The organism is Streptomyces sp. NPDC005485 (assembly GCF_040606085.1).
Taxonomy (GTDB): domain Bacteria; phylum Actinomycetota; class Actinomycetes; order Streptomycetales; family Streptomycetaceae; genus Streptomyces.
In genome coordinates, this window is record NZ_JBEXDZ010000177.1 from 1 (window position 1) to 18,418 (window position 18,418).

At 70.3% G+C, this 18,418-nt stretch carries 16 protein-coding genes; 12 read left to right on the plus strand and 4 right to left on the minus strand.

Annotated elements, in window-relative coordinates:
- Positions 1-663: chaplin (locus tag ABZS97_RS37530; protein ID WP_356145491.1), on the minus strand; the 663-nt coding region annotated here is incomplete at its 3' end.
- Between the two features lie 353 nt (positions 664-1,016).
- Between ABZS97_RS37530 and ABZS97_RS37535 the strand changes: the two genes are divergently transcribed.
- The 8 genes from ABZS97_RS37535 to ABZS97_RS37570 all read left to right on the plus strand — a co-directional run bounded on the left by ABZS97_RS37535 (position 1,017) and on the right by ABZS97_RS37570 (position 9,514).
- Positions 1,017-2,600 carry an alpha/beta hydrolase gene (locus ABZS97_RS37535; protein WP_356145493.1) on the plus strand — a complete coding sequence of 528 codons (1,584 nt, stop codon included), beginning with the start codon at positions 1,017-1,019 and terminating at the stop codon, positions 2,598-2,600.
- Between the two features lie 172 nt (positions 2,601-2,772).
- The gene (locus tag ABZS97_RS37540; RefSeq protein ID WP_356145495.1) at positions 2,773-3,306 is read left to right on the plus strand and encodes a DUF4232 domain-containing protein; all 534 of its coding nucleotides are present in this window, start codon (positions 2,773-2,775) and stop codon (positions 3,304-3,306) included.
- A gap of 68 nt (positions 3,307-3,374) precedes the next feature.
- Positions 3,375-4,943, plus strand: a complete 1,569-nt coding sequence (locus ABZS97_RS37545; protein ID WP_356145497.1) for an FMN-binding glutamate synthase family protein — start codon at positions 3,375-3,377, stop codon at positions 4,941-4,943.
- Positions 4,944-5,029: 86 nt separating this feature from the next.
- Complete coding sequence (locus ABZS97_RS37550; RefSeq protein WP_356145499.1) at positions 5,030-6,127, plus strand: chemotaxis protein; 1,098 nt, start codon at positions 5,030-5,032, stop codon at positions 6,125-6,127.
- A 60-nt stretch (positions 6,128-6,187) separates the two neighbouring features.
- Positions 6,188-7,201 carry a Gfo/Idh/MocA family oxidoreductase gene (locus ABZS97_RS37555; protein WP_356145501.1) on the plus strand — a complete coding sequence of 338 codons (1,014 nt, stop codon included), beginning with the start codon at positions 6,188-6,190 and terminating at the stop codon, positions 7,199-7,201.
- Between the two features lie 374 nt (positions 7,202-7,575).
- A complete protein-coding gene (locus ABZS97_RS37560) occupies positions 7,576-8,217 on the plus strand; it encodes a hypothetical protein (protein ID WP_356145503.1) in 642 nt (213 codons plus the stop codon).
- 119 nt (positions 8,218-8,336) lie between these two features.
- Positions 8,337-9,086: a glycine betaine ABC transporter substrate-binding protein gene (locus tag ABZS97_RS37565; RefSeq protein WP_356145506.1), complete on the plus strand. Its 750-nt coding sequence runs from the start codon at positions 8,337-8,339 to the stop codon at positions 9,084-9,086.
- 62 nt (positions 9,087-9,148) lie between these two features.
- Complete coding sequence (locus tag ABZS97_RS37570) at positions 9,149-9,514, plus strand: hypothetical protein (RefSeq protein ID WP_356145508.1); 366 nt, start codon at positions 9,149-9,151, stop codon at positions 9,512-9,514.
- A gap of 85 nt (positions 9,515-9,599) precedes the next feature.
- On the opposite strand, the gene ABZS97_RS37575 is transcribed toward ABZS97_RS37570, so the two are convergent.
- Positions 9,600-10,355, minus strand: a complete 756-nt coding sequence (locus tag ABZS97_RS37575; protein ID WP_356145510.1) for a helix-turn-helix transcriptional regulator — start codon at positions 10,353-10,355, stop codon at positions 9,600-9,602.
- A gap of 54 nt (positions 10,356-10,409) precedes the next feature.
- Here ABZS97_RS37575 and ABZS97_RS37580 point away from each other — a divergent pair, with 54 nt between their 5' ends.
- Positions 10,410-11,597: an MFS transporter gene (locus ABZS97_RS37580; protein ID WP_356145512.1), complete on the plus strand. Its 1,188-nt coding sequence runs from the start codon at positions 10,410-10,412 to the stop codon at positions 11,595-11,597.
- 4 nt (positions 11,598-11,601) lie between these two features.
- Here the strand turns inward: ABZS97_RS37580 and ABZS97_RS37585 are convergent, their stop codons facing one another.
- Positions 11,602-12,672: a medium chain dehydrogenase/reductase family protein gene (locus ABZS97_RS37585; protein WP_356145514.1), complete on the minus strand. Its 1,071-nt coding sequence runs from the start codon at positions 12,670-12,672 to the stop codon at positions 11,602-11,604.
- Between the two features lie 176 nt (positions 12,673-12,848).
- Here ABZS97_RS37585 and ABZS97_RS37590 point away from each other — a divergent pair, with 176 nt between their 5' ends.
- A complete protein-coding gene (locus tag ABZS97_RS37590; protein ID WP_356145516.1) occupies positions 12,849-13,535 on the plus strand; it encodes a TetR/AcrR family transcriptional regulator in 687 nt (228 codons plus the stop codon).
- Positions 13,536-13,881: 346 nt separating this feature from the next.
- The gene (locus ABZS97_RS37595; RefSeq protein WP_356145519.1) at positions 13,882-15,351 is read left to right on the plus strand and encodes a SpoIIE family protein phosphatase; all 1,470 of its coding nucleotides are present in this window, start codon (positions 13,882-13,884) and stop codon (positions 15,349-15,351) included.
- Between the two features lie 84 nt (positions 15,352-15,435).
- Here ABZS97_RS37595 and ABZS97_RS37600 read toward each other — a convergent pair whose 3' ends face one another.
- Positions 15,436-16,935, minus strand: coding sequence for a hypothetical protein (locus ABZS97_RS37600; protein ID WP_356145521.1), 1,500 nt, complete (start codon positions 16,933-16,935; stop codon positions 15,436-15,438).
- A gap of 233 nt (positions 16,936-17,168) precedes the next feature.
- Here ABZS97_RS37600 and ABZS97_RS37605 point away from each other — a divergent pair, with 233 nt between their 5' ends.
- Positions 17,169-18,311, plus strand: coding sequence for an aminoglycoside phosphotransferase family protein (locus tag ABZS97_RS37605; protein WP_356145523.1), 1,143 nt, complete (start codon positions 17,169-17,171; stop codon positions 18,309-18,311).
- Positions 18,312-18,418 lie beyond the last annotated feature (107 nt).

An 18,418-nucleotide genomic window follows, 5' to 3' on the forward strand; every position in this document is an offset into this window, starting at 1 on the left:
GAGCCGGGCGGGGCGGAAGCGCCGGTAGAGGAGCGCTCCGCCCAGCAGCAGCGCGGCGCTCCCGGTGACGGCGGGCAGGGTCTGGTCGGCGCCCGTGTGGGCGAGGGAGGATCCAGCGGGCGGCGCGGCGACGGGGCGCGGCGGCTTCGCGGTGTGCCTGTGCGGCGGCCGGGGCTTCGGGGGCGTAGCGGGGTGGTGAGGGTGCACGCCGGGCGTGGAGGCGTTCGTGGACTCGTTGCCCACGGCCGCGTTGCCGATGCCGGCCACGTTCACCGAGTTGCCGCTCACGTTCACCGGAAGCCGCACCGGGAGTTGGACTCCGTTGCCGGAGAGCACGCCGGGCGAATGCTCCGCGCCGCCCTGTGCGGAGGCGCCGCCGTTGGCCGCCGTACCGCTGTGCGACTGCTGGTGGCCCGTGCCGCCGCCGGTGTTGGCACAGGTGTTGCCCGCGGCCGGGTCGAGGAGCCCGACCACGTTCACGGTGTTCCCGCACACGTTGACGGGCACGTGCACCGGGAGCTGGATGGTGTTTCCGGAGATCAGCCCGGGTGAGCCCGCCGTACCGCCGTCCGCGGCGGAGTCGGCGTACACCGGCATCGTCACGGCCACCGCCCCTGAGGCGGCGGCGAGGACGAACAAACCATTTCGGGTAACCCGTTTCATAGGTTCCCTGCCTTCCAGACATGGTCGCGGGCACTCGCCCGCACCGGATAAAACGCGGAAGAACCATCCGAGTTATGGCTTATCGGGCTTTCACTCCATCGAGTGTCACGGTTATCGAACTGGCAGAAAAGGATGCAGTTCGGGCGGGTCAGCCGCTGCGGTCGGCGCGTGCGAGCCGACGGGCCGACACGCCCGCTCCCGCTCCGCCGGCGCGGAGAGTAAGGGACATCGGCCCGTCCCGCCCGCCCAGAGGCGTGGCCCCGGATGCCCGCCTATCGTGATCCAGGGGGTATCCCCGTCAGTGGATCGAGAAAGGCCCTGCGGTCCGCGGTCGGGCGTCCCTGGAGGCCTTGATGCTGTCCACGCACACACGCTGCGCGCTGCTCGGAGCCGCGACCGCGACGCTGGCCCTGCTGGGGGCCGGTCTCCCGGCGGCCACCGGGGCCACCGCCGACGGCGATGGCCCGGATCTGTCCCGCTTCTACCGCCAGAAGATCACGTGGTCGGCGTGCCGGGGCGAGGAGATGCCCAAGGATCTGCAGTGCGCGAAGGTGAAGGTCCCCCTCGACTACGCGAAACCGGGCGACGGAACGCTTGACGTGGCACTGGCCCGTTACCGGGGGACCGGGAAATCGCGAGGTTCGGTGCTGCTGAACTTCGGCGGCCCGGGCGGTGCCGGAATCAGCGAACTCGCCGGCGGCGGCAAGGACTTCATGGGTCTGACGAACGGCTACGACGTGGTCACCTTCGATCCCCGCGGTGTCGGCCGGTCCTCCCCCGTGAGCTGCGGCGAGGGCGCGGACGAGGCCTCGGACACGGCGGACGCGACCGCGGACGTCAGTGATCCGCAAGCCACACTGAAGGCGTTGCAGAAGGCCGCCGCCGCGTGCGCGAAGCACTCGGGACCGGTCCTGGCCCACATAGGTACGGTCGACGCCGCGCGGGACATGGACGTGATGCGCCGGGCGCTCGGCGACAAGAAGCTCAACTACCTCGGTTTCTCCTACGGCACGCGCCTGGGCGCCGTGTACGCGGCGCAGTTCCCCAAGAAGGTGGGCCGGATGGTGCTCGACGGCGTCGACACCCTCACCGAACCCCTCACCGAGCAGGGGCTGGTGGGCGCCGAGGGCCAGCAGACCGCTCTGGAGGACTTTCTCACCTGGTGCACCAAGGACGTGGCCTGTCCGTTCGGCCAGGATCCGCGCACCGCACGGCAGCAGGTCGTCCAACTGGTCGACTCCCTGGACGAGGACCCGGTCCCGACGGACTTCGGGCAGCAGTTCTCCGGCCAGGACCTCGTGGGCTCCATCGGACAGGCGCTCTACAGCGAGCAGTTGTGGCCCACTCTCGAACAGGCCCTCTCCTCCCTCGTCCAGGACGGCGACACCCGCGGTCTTCTTCAGTTGTCGGGAGGCGCCTTGCTGCCGGGCACCCGTCGGAGCGCTGCGGCGCCGAGGGAGGGGGACGGCGGGCTCGTCGACGCACAGGACGTTCCGGTCGACAACCTTCCCGCCGCGCTGGTGGCGATCAACTGCGCGGACGACCCCGACCGCCCGACCGCCGGCCGGGTCACCGAGGACCTGGACACGCTGCGCGCCGAGTACGAGCAGGCGTCACCGGTCTTCGGCCAGTACCGGCTCACCGAGGTACTGATGTGCTACGGCCGGCCCAAGGGGACGGACTTCATCCGGGAGAAGGTGCGCGACCTCGACACCGCGAAGATGCTCCTCGTCGGCACACGTGGCGACCCCGCGACGCCGTACCGCTGGACCGTGGAGACCGCCCGGCGACTCGGCTCCTCCGCCGTCGTGCTCGACAACAAGGGCGAGGGTCACACGGGGTACGCGTCCTCCAAGTGCGTGCACCGCAAGGTCGACGACTTCCTGCTGTACGGCTCCCTGCCGCCCAGCGGTAGTTCCTGCGTCTCGGACGACTGAGCCGGGGCCCCAGGTCCACCGGACTCCTGCCGGGTGTGATGACGGAACGGATACAGGTCGACAACACGGGCAGATCAGGTACAACCTCCCGCACTCCCCGGCCGTCACACTGGGCAGGCGTCGCCCCGCGCACGCCGCAGCCGTACGTGACCGAACCCAGGGGGAACCACCGATGCGCATCCGACCCGTCCTCGCCCTTTCCACCACCGTCCTCACCGCCGCCACCGCCCTGCTCCTCGGGGCGCCCCAGAGCGGCGCTGCCGCCACACGGCCGGCCCCGTGTGCGCAGAAGTCCCTCACCGTGCGGGCCCACGTGGCCAAGGACACCCGGGTGGTGCACCTCAGCGTCACCAACCGCGGCACCCGGGTGTGCACCGTGGACCGCATCCCCACCGTCACCTTCGGGGACCTCGACGGCGCTGCCCTGCCGGTGCCCGCCGGGGACAGCGGCCCGTACCGGATCGGCGCGGGGAAGGCCGCGTACGCCTCCGTCCGCACCATCGCCGACCCGGCCGACCCCGAGGCCCGCCGGGTGGCCTCGATCGGCGTCTCCCCCGACCCGTCCCGTTTCGGGCGCTCCTTCACCGCTCGGCAGCTGGGCGCCGGTCACGCCGTCCTCGTCTGGGAGCCGGTGACGACCTGGTGGAAGCCGTCCCAGGCCGCCGCGGACAAGGCGCTCGCCAAGGGGGTCCAGCTGCCGTCCTGAGAGCGGCACCCTGATCACTCCCTCTCGCCCAAACCTTCGCCATGGGTTTGACTCGGGGTGTGCGTCGGATGCTCGTACTGCTGCTCGTCGCCCTCGGCGCCGCCGGGGCGCTGGTCCTGGTCTGCGTCGTCTCGCCCTGGTGGTGGTTCGCGGCGGGCGTACTGCTGTTGCTGACCGGCCTCGGCGGGTGGGACCTGGTGCAGCGCCGCCACTCGGTGCTGCGGAACTATCCGCTCCTGGGCCACCTCCGCTTCCTCATGGAGGCGCTGCGCCCGGAGCTGCAGCAGTACTTCGTCGAGCGGAACTACGACGGGCGCCCGTTCGACCGCGATGTGCGCAGCATCGTGTACGAGCGGGCCAAAGGAGTCGAGGCCGAGGAGCCGTTCGGCACCGAGCAGGACGTGTACGCGGGCGGTCACGAGTTCCTGGTGCCCTCGATGACCCCGGTCGCGGTGCCGGACGAGCCCCCGAGGGTCCGTGTCGGAGGTCCCCACTGCACCCAGCCCTACGACATGGCTCTGCTGAACGTCTCCGCGATGAGCTTCGGGGCGCTGTCCTCGAACGCGATCCTGGCGCTCAACAAGGGGGCGGCGCTGGGCGGTTTCGCGCACGACACCGGGGAGGGCGGTCTGTCGGAGTACCACCTGCGCGCCGGCGGCGACCTGATCTGGGAGATCGGTACCGGGTACTTCGGCTGCCGCACCTCCGACGGCGACTTCGAGGCGCGGGAGTTCACCGACAAGGCCGCGCTGCCGGAGGTCAAGTGCGTGTCGCTGAAGATCTCCCAGGGGGCGAAGCCCGGCATCGGCGGGGTGTTGCCGGGCGCCAAGGTGAACACGGAGATCGCCCGGGCCCGGGATGTTCCGGAGGGTGAGACCGTCGTCTCGCCGCCGTATCACCGGGTCTTCTCCACCCCGCGTGAACTGGTGCTCTTCGTCGCGCGCATGCGGGAGCTGGCGGGCGGCAAGCCGACCGGTTTCAAGTTGTGCGTGGGTTCGCGCCGCCAGTTCCTGGCCGTGTGCAAGGCGATGCTCGCGGAGGACGTCACGCCCGACTTCATCGTGGTCGACGGATCGGAGGGCGGCACGGGAGCGGCGCCGCTGGAGTTCGCCGACCACCTGGGCACACCGCTCACCGAGGGTCTGGTCACCGTGCACAACGCGCTGGTCGGCACCGGACTGCGGGACCGGATCCGGATCGGCGCCGGCGGGAAGGTCGCCACCGGCGCGGACATCGTGAAACGGCTCGTGCAGGGCGCGGACTACACGAACGCGGCGCGGGCGATGATGTTCGCCCTCGGGTGCCTCCAGACCCAGCGCTGCCACACCAACACCTGCCCGGTCGGCGTCACGACGCAGGACCCGCGCCGGGTCCGTGCCCTGGTCGTGGCCGACAAGGCCCAACGCGTCCATCGCTACCAGCGGGCGACGGTACGCAGCGCCACGCAGATCATGGCCGCGATGGGCGTACGGGACCCGCGCGAGCTCGGCCCCGAGCTGCTGCGCCGCCGTACGGACCCGACGACCGTCGAGTCCTACGCCGAGCTGTACGAGTGGCTCGCACCCGGCGTCCTGCTCGGCGAACCGCCCCGGGCGTGGGACGTGGACTGGGCGGCGGCGGACCCGGACACGTTCTGACCCTCGGCCTGCTTCTCGTCGGCCTGCTCGGCGCCGGGCGCACTGCTCCAAGTGCCCTGCGGGCAAATCGGTCCTATCGTGCACGTATGGAGCATGCTCTGAGTACCGCAACCCTCACCGAGCTGCGTCGGCCGCGGCCCTACCCCGCGGTGTCCGTGCTGACGCCGACCCACCGCCGAGAGCCCGACAACGCCCAGGATCCGGTCCGGCTGCGCAATGTGGTGGCCGAGGCCAAGAAGCAGCTGCAGGCCGACCCGGCGGTCACCCGCGAGCGGCGGACGGACCTCGTCGAACAGCTCGACCTGGCGCTCGCCGAGGTGGATCTGGCGCATGCCGAGGAAGGCCTGGTCATCTTCGCGGCGCCGGGCGAGCACCAGGTCTGGTCGCTGGCCCGCACGGTGCCCGAGCGGGTGGTTCTCTCCGACACCTTCCTGACCCGCAATCTCGTCGCCGCACAGGCCTCCGAGCGCCCGTTCTGGGTCCTCGCGGTCTCGGCCGACCGGGTCACGCTGTGGAACGGCGGCACCGACCGCGTCGTGGAGGAGCACCTCGCGGGTTTCCCGCTCGCCCGGAGCCTTGAGGACCCGGACGCCGAGCGCCAGGAACGCGTCGGCGACCTCGCCAGCACCTTCCGCGCCGAACACACCCGCCAGTTCCTGCGCGAGGCCGACACCGCCATGGGCGCCGTCCTGCGCGAGCATCCCCGGCCGCTCTACGTCACCGGCGAGACAGCGGCGCTCTCGGCTCTGGACGAGGTCGGAACGGTCGCCAAGCAGGCGTTCCACATCCCGCACGGCGGCCTGGCGCACGCCACCCCCGACGCGGTGTGGCAGACGGTCCGACCCGTGGTCCTGGCCGAGGACCGGAAGAACGTCGACGCGGTGGCACGGCAACTCGAATCGGCGCGCGGCCGAAGGGAGTTCGCCGCCGGTGTCGACGAGGTGTGGCAGCACGCGACCGACGGCCGGGTCCGGCTGCTCGCCGTCGAGGAGAACTACCGGGTGACCGTGCGCGACGACGGCGGCGAGCATCTCGTACCGGCCGAGAGCGGCGATCTGGACGCCCGCGAGGACATCGTCGACGAGATCGTCGAACGATGCCTGGAGACCGGCGCGGAGGTCCGTTTCGTCCCGGACGGCAGCCTCGCGGACGCGAAAGGCATCGCCGGGGTACTGCGTTACTGATCTTTCCGGCCGACAATCGGATCACAGGAACCGAGTTGGCGGCGGAGAGGTGCAGGACGCGTGAGCGAGCTGTTGGGTGTGGCAGTCCTGGGTGCCGGGCACATGGGCGCGGACCATATACGGCGGATCGACCAGGTGGTGAGCGGCGCCAGGGTTGCCGCTGTGGCCGATCCCGATGCCGAGCGGGCCAAGGACGCCGTGGCGGGCATCGAAGGCGTCTCGGTCCACACCGAGGTGTCGGCCGCACTCGACGCTCCCGGCGTCCGGGCGGCGTTGATCGCTTCCCCCGGCCCCGCGCACGAGGAGGCGCTGCTCGGCGCCTTCGCCCGCGGGCTGCCCGTGCTGTGCGAGAAGCCGATGGTGCCGGAGTCCGCGGGCGCCCTGCAGGTGGTCGAGGCCGAGGCGCGGCTCGGGCGGCGGCTGGCGCAGGTCGGCTTCATGCGCCGCTACGACGCCGAGTACGTGCGCCTGAAGTCCCTGCTGGACAGCGGGCGGTTGGGGCGGCCACTGATGCTCCACTGCACGCACCGCAATGTGTCGTCGCCACCCGGGTTCACCACCGCGATGCTGGTCAACAGCTCGGTCGCGCACGAGATCGATGCGGCGCGCTGGCTGCTGGACCAGGAGCTGACGGCGGTGACCGTGCTGCGCCCGACGTCGTCGACAAACGCACCGGAGGGGCTGATCGACCCGCAGTTCGTGCTCTTCGAGACCGAGCGCGGCGCCCTGGTGGATGTGGAGGTCTTCGTCAACTCCGGCTTCGGTTACCAGGTGCGGTGCGAGGCGGTCTGCGAGTCGGGCACCGCGCGGATCGGGGACGAGCACGCGATGGTGGTGACCGGGGCCGGCGGTGCGTGCGAGGAAGTGGCGCAGGACTACCTCGTAAGGTTCGCGGACGCCTACGACCGCGAGGTCCAGGCCTGGGTGGACGCCACCCGGCAGGGCAGGGTCACCGGCCCCAGCGTCTGGGACGGCTACGCGGCGTCCGCCGTGGCCGAGGCCGGCGTCCGGGCGCAGGAATCCGGCGGCCGGGTGACCGTCGAACTCGCCCCGCGCCCGCATCTGTACGGCTGACCTGCCGCACCGGCGCCGGCACGGCCGCTGCGGGTTGTGATCCGCCTCTGATCCGGTTCTGATCAAACCCTGATGGAGGGCTGGGAGGATCGGGGGCGGGCGACACTGATTCAGCCGCCGACTTCGTCCCCCACTATTGAGCCCGCAAGCATTCCATAGGCATTCCGCAGTAATTCCATAAACATAACGCTGCCGCAATCCAGAGAGAATCAGGGTTCCGGACAGTGCGCATTCGTATTTCCGAAATTACCGTGCGCCCGAAAATATCCTCACCCTTTTCTTGTTCTCTCTTGACCGGCACATGATTCTCGCCCGATAGTTATGCGCAGCCGAAGGGCCATCCTCCGAAATTCACCCCCCTCTTGGAGTGGACAATGGTATTCAGGCATCGCAGGAACGGATCGATCAGGCGTTTCTCCCGCACGGCCGGGACCCTCGCCGCCCTGACCATGGGCGCCTCGCTGCTGGTGGCCCCGCAGGCGTTCGCTGCCGGCAACCCGACACAGGCCGAACTCCTGAAGGCCTGCAACTGGGCCAGCCTGTGCAAGTTCCACCCGCAGAGCTACTGGGGTTACACCGGCCCGAAACACCAGGTCGGCAGCACCGCCTACAACTGCGGGAGCAACACCAACCAGCACCGGATCGACTGGTCGGACACGACCACCGCCGGCAACACGATCGGCGTCTCCGTCTCGGCGACCTACAAGTTCTCGCTGGTCTTCGAGGCCTCCGTCGAGACCAGCTACAGCCACACCTGGGAGAACTCCCACACCGACACCGAGTCCAACACCATCAACATCTCACCTCGAAGTGTCGGGTGGCTCGAGCGCGGAACGTCCAAGCAGCAGGCCAAGGGCTGGTGGGAAATCCAGTTCAAGGACAAGTACTACGACCACTTCGTCTGGTACCTCTACGACTTCCAGCAGTCCGGCTTCAACAAGGACAACCCCAGCTACGGCTACGTCAATTTCAAGGACCGGGCGATGACGTCCGCCGAAATCGGCGCGCACTGCTGAACCGGCCACCGCTCCGTATCGTCGCTTTCGCCGTCTGCTCACTCTTCTTTCTCTCCGGCTGCGCCGAGGGGCGTGCGGGAGGCACGTACAGCGGTCACGCGGACCGTCAAGGGCCGACCGTGATCGGTACCGACACCTCCACGGAGAGCCGGGTCGTGGCGGCGCTCTACGGCGAACTCCTCACCGCTGCAGGGCAGGAGGTGCGGACGGCGAAAGCCACGTACGCCTCCCCCGCCGACACCGCCGAGGCCGTGGTGGCGGGCAGGATCGGCATCGCACCCGCTTACGAGAGCACGATGCTGCGCGCGTTGCCGGGCGCTCAGACCATGCCCGGCAACATGGAGGCGACGCTGAGCATGGCGCTGCCCCCGGGGATCGTCGCGCTGCCGCCCGCCGGGGCGCAGCGCGGGATCGTCCTCGCGGTCACCAAGACCACGGCCAAGCGCCACACCCTGCGCAGCCTCGCCGACCTCGGCAGCGCCGACGGTCGCCTGACTCTTGGCGGCAACGCCTCCCGTGATCCCGACGCACCGTCCGCCGCGTCCCTGAAGAAGGCGTACGACTCCACTCTCACCTCTGCCGGGACCTCGGGGACAGCGGACGTGCTGGTGCTGCGCGGCACCGACCCCGCGATCACTCGGGACGGCCTGGTCGTGCTGACGGATCCCGAGTCCGTCATCCCGCCCGAACACGTCTTCCCCCTCATCAGCGCCCCTGCCGTGGACGCGCCGGGCAGGGCAGCTCTTGCTCGCGTCAACAGGGCGCTGACCACGGGCCAGTTGGCCGCGCTCACGTATTCCGTCGACGCGGGCGAGGCTCCCCGAAGAGCAGCCCGGACCTGGCTGCGTTCCCAGGGTCTCCTGCATTGACCCCCTCCGACCGATCCGATCCGTCGGACCCCATCCCCATTCCCAAGAACGGTGGTAGTTCCGTGCGCAGTCTCAAGCGCAAAGTCGCCACGGCGACACTGCTCGCAAGCGCCCTCTTCGGCAGCCTGGCGGTTCCGGGGACGGCCTACGCCGGCACCAAGTACGTACAGCTCAAGGTCTGCAGCGGCTCTTCCGAGACGGTGAAGTTCTTCTTCGTCGGCGAGAACCAGTACGGCGACTGGGGCGGCTCGCAGTTCTGGGAGATCGCGCCGAAGGGCTGCACCACGGCGGCGGGCTACTGGTGGATCGCCGGGCAGTCGGTCGAGTTCCACCACCGCAAGCCCAGCACCGGATGGCGGTGGGAGCCCCGGCTCATCTCGGCGAACGACACCAGCAACGGCGCCACGTACCAGCTCTACATCGGCTGAGGACGGCGTGTCCCCGGGTCCGCGGGCCGCTGCACGAAGCGGCCCGCGGACCCGTCGTCGCTTCGGGCAGTTGCGGTGCCGGCCCTCATCTCGCTCGATCCCTCGGCCGGTGAGTGCCTGGGGTATGGCCGAAGGTACGGCGGAAGACGTCGATGAACGCGCTGGCGGACGACCAGCCGCACAGGTGCGCCACAGTGGTCACCGGCGTGTCCTCGGCCAGCAGGACCAGGGCGTGGTGGAGGCGTAGCTGCGTGCGCCACTGCGGGAAGGTCATGCCGAGGTCGCTGTTGAAGAGGCGGGACAGTGTGCGGTCGCTCGCCCCGGTCTCCCTGCCGAGCGCGGCGAGCGTACGGTTGTCGGCCGGGTCGGCGCGCAGGATCTCGCACAGTGCGCGGAGTTGCGGGACGGTCGGCTCGGGCAGGTGCAGGGGCTGCTGCGGGGAAGCCCGCAGCTGGTCGAGCAACACGGCCCGCAGACGGGCGCGTTCGGGGCTGCCGTCGTCAGGGGTGCGGGTGTGGGCAAGGATCAGCTCTCGCAGCAGCGGCCCGACGGACAGCACCGTCGGCTCGTCCAATCCGAGCGGATTGTCGCCCGGGGGAAGGCCGATCAGGTGCAGTTCGAGTTCGCCGTGTGCCTGATGGGCATGCACGGTCCCGGCCGGTACCCAGATGGCGCGGGTACCCGGCGCGACCCAGGAGCCCGCGTCGGTGATGACGCCCAGCACTCCGCGGCCGGCGTAGACGATCTGGTGGTCGTCGTGCCGGTGGGCGTCTATCGCGGCACCGGACGCCAGCCACTGGGTACGTGTCGGCGCGACCGGCTGATGGCGGATCTGCGTCATTGATTGGCAGTTTATCGAAAGCGCGACACCTCACGCGGCGATGACCATGGCGATGTGGCAAGGAATTCAGCAATCACTCTGTTGTCGATCGGGCATGGCTGCGTCGACATCTACCAGGGCGCCGTGGCGTCCCTCGTCCCGTACTTCGTCGCCGAGCGGGCCTACAGCTACGCCGCGGTCTCGGGCGTCGTGCTCGCCGCATCTCTGCTGTCCTCCGTGGTGCAGCCTGTGTTCGGTGTGCTCACCGACCGCTGGGCCATGCCCTGGCTGCTCCCGCTGAGCACCGTCCTCGGCGGCCTGGGCATCGCACTGAGCGGTGTCAGCGGCTCGTACCCGCTGACGCTGGCGTGCGTGGCGCTGTCCGGGATCGGCGTGGCCGCCTACCACCCCGAGTCCGCCCGGGTCGCCCGGCTCGCCAGTGGCGGCAGCCACGGTGCGATGGGCTGGTTCTCGTTGGGCGGCAACGTCGGTTTCGCCGCGGCCCCCCTCATGGTGGCCGCCGTCGTCGCGACCGGTGGCCTTCGCCTGACACCGCTGCTGGTGGTCCCGGCTCTCGCCGGCAGCGCGCTGTGCCTGCCGGTGCTGCGCGCGCTGGAGAGACAGCGGTCCGCCGGCTCCGGTACGGCGATCGCGGTCGGGCGTGACGACAGGGCCTCCTTCGTGAAGCTGTCCCTGGCGGTGGTCTGCCGGTCGGTCATCTTCGTCGGCCTGAGCACCTTCGTCTCGCTGTACGCCGAGGAGCGCACGGGCGGCAGCGCTGCAGCGGGCACCGCGGCGCTGTTCGTGCTCTACGCCGGCGGCGCGGTGGGTTCCGTCCTGGGCGGCCAACTGGCCAACCGGTGGGGCCGGGTCACCGTGTCCCGCTGGTCCTACCTGCTCACGATCGGATCCACCGCGGGAGTGGTGGCCGCGCCCGGCCCGGCGCTGTACCTGTTCGTGACGCTCACCTCCGCCGGTCTCTACGTCCCGTTCTCCCTCCAGGTCACACTCGCGCAGGACTACCTGCCCACACGCGTCGGCACCGCCGGCGGCATCACCCTGGGCCTGACCGTCAGCATCGGCGGTCTGGTCAGCCCCCTCATCGGCAGCCTCGCCGACGCCACGTCCCTGCGCACCGCTCTGGCACCGCTGATCCTCATGCCGGCCCTGAGCTGGCTGCTGTTCCGCGTGTTGCCCGAGCCCGCCCGAGGGTTCTCGCCCTCGCTCGGCCAGGAGGCGAGTGAGCCTGCGACACCCCGGTGATCCGTCACGAAGCGTCGGATCCGCCCTGCGCCGGGTCCGGGACGAGGATCACCTTGCCGGTGACGGTGCCGGACTCGGCCAGCCGCATCGCTTCGGCCGCCTGGCTCAGCGGGATTCGGGCCGCGACCTGCGCAGTGATGGTGCCGTCGGCGAGCAGGGCGAACACACGGCCGAGGTCGGTGCGCAGACGGTCGTGGAAGGCGTCGGAACGGCGCTTCCCCGCCCAGATGTTGTAGAAGTGCGTCCGGCGGCCGTTGGGCAGGAGCTTCCAGAGGAAGAGCCGTCCGATGAGCTTGAGGACCGGCAGACGGGAGGACCCGGCGTCGTTCTTGGTGGCCGCGGTGCCGTAGGAGACGAGCGTGCCGCCCCGCTTCAGAAGGCGGAAGGAGTCGACGATTCCATCGCCTCCGACGTGGTCGAACACGGCGTCGACACCGTCGGGTGCCAACTCCCGCACCCTGGCGGGCAGATCGGCCGCACGGTAGTCGAGCGGTGTCGCGCCGAGTGCGCGCACCGCGTCGTGATGGCGCGGTGAGGCGGTCCCGATGACGCGGATTCCCGCGTGGGTGGCCAGTTGCACCAGAGTGGAGCCGACGCCGCCGTTGGCCCCGTGGACCAGCACGGTCTGCCCGGCGCGGACCCTGGCGATGCGGTGCAGCATCTGCCAGGCGGTGATGCCGTTGACCACGACCGTCTCGGCGTCGGCCGCGTCCAGTACACCAGGGACCTCGACGAGGCGTGCGGCGGGCACGACGACCTGACCGGCCCAGCCGCCCACCTTCGTCAGCGCGGCGAAGCGGCGGCCGATCAGCGCGGCGTCCACACCCGCGCCCACCCGCAGTACGACGCCGACCAGGTCGTAGCCGGGCACAAAGGGGAACGGCGGCTGGTCGTAGTACTTGCCGCGACGCATCTGCTGCTCGGCGAAGGACACACCTGACGCCTCCAGGCCCAGTACGACCTCCCCGGCCGTCGGCTGCGGGGCGGGACGGACCCGGATCTCCAGGCCGGACGGCTCCACGACGCCCGGGAGGACGACTTCGGTCACCACGTCCGCGACGGTCTGGGTGTCCATGACGGTCAGAGCTCCTTCATATCGGTAAGCGCAGCACCCGTAGGCACTTCATTCGTTAATGCTTCATGTGTTCGTGATAGGTTCTAACTAAAGCTTGCTCCTCTATATTCGATACGTCAAGGGCTGGACACCAGCGCACCCCGACAGACTCCCGAGCAGACGAAGAAGGCGATGAAGTGGGCACAGACAGCCGGACCGGGACAGGCCCGCGCGATCGGTTCCGCGCGCAGGTACGACAGGAGGTCAAGACGGCGGCACTCCAGCAACTGGCCACCGGCGGCCCGGAGGCCCTGTCCCTCAACGCCATCGCCAAGCAGCTGGGCATGACCGGCCCCGCGCTCTACCGCTACTTCGCCAACCGCGACAGCCTGCTCACCGAACTGGTCATCGACGCGTACGGCGAGCTGGCGGCCACCCTCGGCCGCGCGGCCGACGAGGTCGCAGGAGACGCGACCGCACGCCTGACCGCGGTCGCCCAGGCCTACCGCGACTGGGCACTGGCAGAGCCGCACCGCTATCGCCTGTTGTTCAGGGCGCCCCTGCCCGGTTACGACGCCCAGTCCACGCGCCTGGTCGAGGCCTCCCAGCCGGCCATGAACGTCGTACTGAACGTGGCCGCCGCCCTGACCCGGCCGGCCACGCCGGTCCCGGACGACTCGGCAGACCAGTTCCACGCGTGGATGAAGCGCCGCGACGTCGAGCACGTGTCCGCGGCGGTCGCCTCACGCAGCACCCTGCTCTGGGCCCATATGCACGGCCTGGTGAGCCTGGAGATCGAGGGCAACTTCACCTCGATGGGCATCGACCCCGCCCCCCTCTACGCAGCCGACCTGCACGACTTCATCCGCTCGCTCACCGACTGAGGGCGAGCGGATATCGGACCTCCGAGGAGGGACATCAGGCCGCCGTCGAGCCTGCCTCACTTCTTGATCTCAGGGGCTCGCACGCACGGCCGTCGAACAGTAGATTGAAGGACGGGCGCACCTACCCCTGTAGGCCGTCAAATCACGTACGCCGTCTACGACTTGACCGCTTCAGGCACGTACCGAATTGGACCCGGTCGAGTCGCCCGAGAGGACTACGGCATATGCCAGATGCACCCCCGCATCGGGTGTTGCCAAATCCCTTACAGGGCGTCGCAGGCTGTGCAACAGTCGTAACGGTCCTTCCTTCAGCCTTGGTCGTACCGTCCCCGCATCGGAGTACGTCATGCCGTCCCATCTCTCTGCGGACCGCCCAGCCGCTCAGCCGCCCCCGCGCGGCTCGGTCGACGCGCTCATCTCGCAGACGCGGCGGCTGCGCGGCGAGGTGGACGCCGTACGGCGTGACGCTCCCGTCGACGGCGACGCGGACCCGCACGGGCGCTGGCAGCGCGCGCTCTGCGATCTGGCGGTGCATCAACTCAACGACCTGGACGAACACTTGGCGCAATTGCGGGACGGACCCCCACCCGTGCCCGTGCACCCCGCAGCCGGACCCGCCACCCGAACCGTGCCGGCCGCATCCCGGCACGGCTCACTGCTGAGTCGGGTCGGCAGCGCCGAGTGGAATCTGCTGACGGACGAGGCGAGTTGGTCCGGGGAGCTGTACCAGATCCTCGGCCGCGACCCCGCCGCTCCCCCGCTCACCCTCGACGAACTGCCCTCGCTGGTGCACGACGAGGACCGCCCGAGGCTGACGGCCATGGTCACGGACTGTCTCATCGACGCGAAACCCATCGACGGGGAGTTCCGCATCTGCCGCCCCGACGGGGGCGTGCGGACCGTGCACATGATGGGCGAGCCCGTGCTCGACGCCGACGGCAGCACCGCCTCGATGTGGGCCGTACTGCGGGACGTCAGCGAACTGCGCCGCAGCCAGCGGACGGTGAGCGAGACCCGTGACTCGCTGCAACGCCACCGGCACATCGCGCAGACCGAGCACCGGCTCGCGGTCGAGCTGCAGGAGGCCGTGTTGCCGCCGTGGCGCGGCTCCCTGCGGTTCCCGCAGCGGGGTTCCGGGACACTGGACCTCGCCGCCCGCTATCTGCCGTCGTCCAGCAGCGCGCTGATCGGCGGCGACTGGTACGACGCACTCGAACTCCCGGACGGTGACTCGCTGTTGAGCGTGGGCGACCTCACCGGCCACGGAGTCGCCGTCACGTCGGGTATGGCGATGCTGCTCGGCGCGCTGCGCGGCATGGCCGTGGCGGGCACCCACCCCGGCCAGCTCATGGCGTGGTTGAACCAGTTACTCGACGCCTCCGTCCAACCCGCCCTCGGCAGTGCGGTCTGCTGCCGCTACCGGCCCGAGACCCGCACCCTCAGCTGGGCGCAGGCCGGACACCCCGCCCCGCTGCTGTTCCGCAACGGGACGGGGCGCGTGCTGCCGGCGCCGGAGGGTGTGCTGCTCGGAGCGACCTCCGGTGCCGTCTACGGGCAGGCCGAGGAGAGCCTTGAGGAAGGCGACCTGCTGCTCCTGCACACCGACGGTCTGGTGCCCCGGCCATGGGGAGCCCCCCGCTCGGACGAAGCCGGGAGTAACGCAGGAACGGCCGCCGTCCAGAGGCTGCTCGATCTGGCCCCGCGCTTCGACGAGGCCCGCACGGCCCAGGACTGCGTACGGACAGTGGTCGAGGAGTTCGGCGAGTACGAGCGCGAGGACGACGCCTGCGTGCTCGTGGCCAGGGTCGGCTCCTGACGCTGCCGACCACCTGGTGCCGATCGCCGGCGACCTGGTGCCGACGACTGCTTCGATGACTTGCGGTTGACCCGCCCGGGCTTCCTACGCCCGCGCGCTCCTGCCTCCCTTGGGCCTCAACGCGCTCTTGGGGAGGGAGAGTTTGATCTCCTCACGCAGTTCGTGGATCTTCGGATAGCTGGAGTACTCGGCGGTGAGCCGGTACATCTCGCGCAGCCTGTCCCAGGTGCGGTGGGAGGAGTTCGCCCCCATCGACACCAGGGCCAGCCGTGCGTACCGGTCCGCCTGCTCGGGGTCGTCGGCGATGAAGCAGGCCGAGGCCATGGACAGGAAGTCGAAGATCTTCGACCGCTGCCGTCCGTCGACCCGCAGGGCCAGGGCCTTCTCCGCGTAGTGCTGTGCGTGTGCGGCCGCGCCCGACTCGTGCTCCGCCAGGGTTCGGTAGGCCAGGGCCTGCATGCCGTACAGGTCCTCCTCCTTGAACATCTGCATCCAGCTCGGCGGCGGTACGTCGCCCTTGTCGGAGACGAAGAGATCCTCCGCCTGCCCCAGAGTGCGGCGCATCGCCTGGCCCTTGCCCATCGACGCCTGTGCCCAGGCCTCGATGGTGTAGAGCATCGCCTTGGTGCGCGGCAGCACTTCGTCGCCGGAACCGGACTTGGCGAGCTTCATCAGGTCGAGTGCGTCGTCGGGCCGGCCCAGGTGCACCATCTGGCGAGCCGCTCGGGAGAGCGCCTCTCCGGCGCGGGGCCGGTCGCCGCCCTCACGGGCCGCGTGGGCGGCGATGACGAAGTACTTCTGGGCCGTGGGTTCGAGGCCGACGTCGTGCGACATCCAGCCCGCGAGGACGGCGAGGTTGGCGGCGACGCCCCACAGGCGTCGCTGCAGATGGTCGGGGTGTCGGTAGGAGAGCATGCCTCCCACTTCGTTGAGCTGGCCCACCACGGCCTTGCGTTGCAGCCCGCCGCCGCGGGCCGCGTCCCAGGCCCGGAACACCTCGACCGAGCGCTCCAGTTCCTCGATCTCCTGTGACCCGATGGGGGCGGCCTCGTAGCGGTCGAACCCGGCGGGGTCGGCATGCAGGGGATTGTCGAACTGGGGAGCGTCGGAAGCGAGGGCCGGATCGGTGTGCAGCCAATCATGCATGGCACTGGTGAGTGCGGATCCTGCGGCGAGCGCGGCACCCGCGCCCACCAAGCCGCGTCGGTTGAGCATGAGGTCCATTCCCGTGAATTCGGTGAGGACCGCAGCCGTCCGCTCGGGCGCCCACGGCATACCGTCGGGATGTTCCGCACTCCCGTCGCCCTGCCGTATACCCATGCGCCCGTGCCGGACCAGACCGAGGTCCTCAATGGTCACGACACGGCCGAGACGCTCGGTGAACAGTGTTGCCAGCACCCGCGGTACCGGATCGCGCGGGATCTCTCCCATGTCGATCCACCGCCGTACCCGCGAGGTGTCGGTCGACAGCTGGGCGTGGCCCATGGCCGCCGCCTGCCGGTTGACCAGCCTCGCGAGTTCACCCTTGGACCAGCCGGCCAGGCCGAACAGATCCGACAGTCGGGCGTTGGGTTGTCCGCTCACGTCAAGCCCCCAGGTTCTCGGCTGAGTTGACAGTAACCCTCTGTCAGTTGCTGAGCGACTATTCGCCAGGGTTCGCCAGGGTGCGCCAGATGGTGTGCCACTGGGCATCGGGTGTCAGGTAGGAACGCGCCACCCCGACCCGGTTGCCCCACGGACATTCCCCAGGGTGCACCAGGGAAGCCGGGGCGGGTAGCGCGGCAACCCGCAGGCACACGAAGGGATCTGTTCCGCCCATGTATGCAGCATCGTCCTCCGTGTCCGCACCGCCCCGGTCGTTGCACCCCCGCCCGGCGGGCAGCGGCGGCCCCTACCTCGACCCCGCGCGACCGACGGCGCCCGTACTCGGTGCCGGCAGGACGCGCCGCGTTCCGGGGCTCGGTACCCAACCGCTCAGCGGGAGACTCGACTTGTCCGGCCCCCAGGGCGCGCAGCTGCGCACGGCGATCGCGTCGGTGCACCGGATCTGCCCGGAGTTCGCTCCGGTCCAGGTGCTGCGCCGCAGCGGGCGCTCCGTGCTCCTCGTCGGAACGACGGGGCGCAGCACGGCCGTCGCGAAGTGTTTACTGGATCTCTCCCCCATCTGGGCGGACCGGATCCGGCATGAAATAGCTGCCTACCGCTCGTTCGTGCGGCACCGGCCGCCGGTCCGGGTGCCGCGGCTCATCGCGGCCGACCCGGACAACTGCACCCTGGTCATCGAGCGGATGCCCGGCCGGGTTGCGGCGCTGCACCGGCATCCGGCCGAGGCTCCGCCCCGGGCGGACATCCGGGCGGCCCTGGGTGCCATCTGCCGGCTGAACGCGTGGCGGCCGCCGGCGGGGACGTTCGACGCCCCGCTGGACTACGCGGAACGCATCTCCCGCTTCCATGAGCTGGGTCTGCTCACGGACCGGGACATGGGCGACCTGCAGAAGCTGGTGCACGGCATCGCGCATTCCGCGGGACGCCAGGGCATGGGCCAGTTCTGCCACGGCGACGCACTCCTGTCCAACATCCTCCTCTCACCGGCCGGTCCAGTGCTGGTGGATTGGGAGCACGCGGGCTGGTACCTGCCGGGGTACGACCTGGCCACCCTCTGGGCGGTCCTCGGTGACGCTCCGGTGGCGCGCCGTCAGATCAGTCAGCTCGCGCAGGCGGCGGGGCCTGCGGCGCGCGACGCCTTCCTGGTCAACCTGATGCTCGTACTGACCCGGGAGATCCGTACCTACGAGACGGCCGTGCAGCGTTCGATGCACGACGTGACCCCGGCGGCACCGGGACCGGCCCACCCGGGTGCTGCGCCGTCCGGCGAGGAACAGCGGCTGCTGCTGAGGCGGCTGCACGACGACTGCCAGCTGGCCCGACGGGCCGTTCGAGCGGCGGTCGGCACTCGCTGACGGGGATGGCGGTCCGGGGGGGGGCGGGGGACGGGGGGGCCCCCCCGCCGGGGGGCATGAAGGGGACCCGGGCGGGGGGCCCCGGGCCCCCCCCCGGGCGGGGGCGC

Bases quoted from the DNA above. Each gene is read 5' to 3' on its own strand.
- ABZS97_RS37535 (WP_356145493.1), top strand. From the start codon at position 1,017: ATGCTGTCCACGCACACACGCTGCGCGCTGCTCGGAGCCGCGACCGCG.
- ABZS97_RS37540 (WP_356145495.1), top strand. From the start codon at position 2,773: ATGCGCATCCGACCCGTCCTCGCCCTTTCCACCACCGTCCTCACCGCC.
- ABZS97_RS37545 (WP_356145497.1), top strand. From the start codon at position 3,375: ATGCTCGTACTGCTGCTCGTCGCCCTCGGCGCCGCCGGGGCGCTGGTC.
- ABZS97_RS37550 (WP_356145499.1), top strand. From the start codon at position 5,030: ATGGAGCATGCTCTGAGTACCGCAACCCTCACCGAGCTGCGTCGGCCG.
- ABZS97_RS37560 (WP_356145503.1), top strand. From the start codon at position 7,576: ATGGTATTCAGGCATCGCAGGAACGGATCGATCAGGCGTTTCTCCCGC.
- ABZS97_RS37575 (WP_356145510.1), bottom strand. From the start codon at position 10,355: ATGACGCAGATCCGCCATCAGCCGGTCGCGCCGACACGTACCCAGTGG.
- ABZS97_RS37585 (WP_356145514.1), bottom strand. From the start codon at position 12,672: ATGGACACCCAGACCGTCGCGGACGTGGTGACCGAAGTCGTCCTCCCG.
- ABZS97_RS37595 (WP_356145519.1), top strand. From the start codon at position 13,882: ATGCCGTCCCATCTCTCTGCGGACCGCCCAGCCGCTCAGCCGCCCCCG.
- ABZS97_RS37605 (WP_356145523.1), top strand. From the start codon at position 17,169: ATGTATGCAGCATCGTCCTCCGTGTCCGCACCGCCCCGGTCGTTGCAC.